Raw genomic sequence first — 1,374 nt, forward strand, 5'->3', positions numbered from 1 at the left:
TATATAACATTTTAGGACAAGCTATACAATCGTTTGATTCTGTTACAACTCAAGAAGTGTCTATGTCTGCATTAACATCTGGAATTTATATTGCAGAAATAATAGAAACCTCAGGAGTAAAAACAACACTTAAATTTGTGAAGCAATAATTACCTAATTAACAAAATATCAATTATAGTATGCTTAAAAATATCCCTTTAACTATAATAACCTTAGCATTATTATTACCGTTTACAATATTTTCTCAATCAGGTCCAGGTGGAGTTGGTTCAAATCAAGGTACTTCAGACTTAATTATATGGTATAGACCAGATAATGGATTGTCAACTTCAGGAACTTTAATCGATACTTGGACAAATTCAGCAGGATTACCTGCATTTGATATTAGCGAAACAGGTACAAGGCGACCAACATTAAACACTGTGGCAGTTAATGGTTATGGAGAGGTTTCATTTGGCGGAAGTCAAAGGTTAAGAACCGGTTTAACTCTAACCACATCTAATTTTATTATAAATCAAGCGTCATCATTTCTTGTAGCCAAAGCAGATAATACCTCTCAAACATCTAGTGTTTATACTACTGATCCATTGGTAGGATCTACTAGATTTACCAATCATATTCCATGGAATGGAACTGTGTATTATGACATTGGTTCATGTTGTTCGCAGACTGCAAGAATACAAGTAGGTGGCTTAACAGGTTTGTTAAATTACTCTATTTGGTCTTATGATGCACATCCATCTACTGGTAAGCAACTTTATAGAAATGAAAATTTATTACAATCTAGACCAGGAACATCTACTTATAATTCACATAGCTCTCAACGCTTTAATTTAGGAGCAGCAACTTCAGGAACAGGTGGGTTTAGAGGAGATGTTACCGAATTGGTTGTTTTTAAACAAAAAGTTAATGAGGCTCAACGTATAATTATAGATAATTATTTGTCAGCAAAATTTAATCAAGCCTTAACAGCAAATGACTTCTACACACAAGACAATGCTGCTAACGGAAACTTTGATCATGACGTTGCAGGAATCGGTCAAGCTTCAGACGGTTCAAGTCATACAGACTCACAAGGTACGGGAATAGTTAGAATAAATACACCATCAACATTATCTAATGGAGATTATTTATTTTGGGGAGAAGAGACTAAAGATCCAACTTATAATTTTTCAACAGAAACAACTAATTACAGAGAACAATTAAATTCAAAATGGCGAGTTAGTAAAGTCGGTGATTTAGGTACAGTATCTGTTAGTTTTGATATTTCAGCAATAGATTTAACAGGTAAGCAAAGTTGCCAACCACTACAATTAGTCGTTAGTAATGATAGTAATTTTACATCACCAACCACATATGATTTAACAGTTTCAG

The 1,374-nt window shown here is 33.6% G+C and carries 1 protein-coding gene and 1 pseudogene; both read left to right on the plus strand.

The features are described from left to right. Window positions 1-8 precede the first annotated feature (8 nt). Window positions 9-149 (plus strand): T9SS type A sorting domain-containing protein, encoded by a 141-nt coding sequence (locus JAO71_RS15990; protein ID WP_394370865.1) that lies wholly within the window; start codon window positions 9-11, stop codon window positions 147-149. Between the two features lie 30 nt (window positions 150-179). After that, window positions 180-1,374: pseudogene (locus JAO71_RS15685) on the plus strand (hypothetical protein); the annotation flags it as partial.

The organism is Olleya sediminilitoris (assembly GCF_016785945.1).
GTDB lineage: Bacteria > Bacteroidota > Bacteroidia > Flavobacteriales > Flavobacteriaceae > Olleya > Olleya sediminilitoris.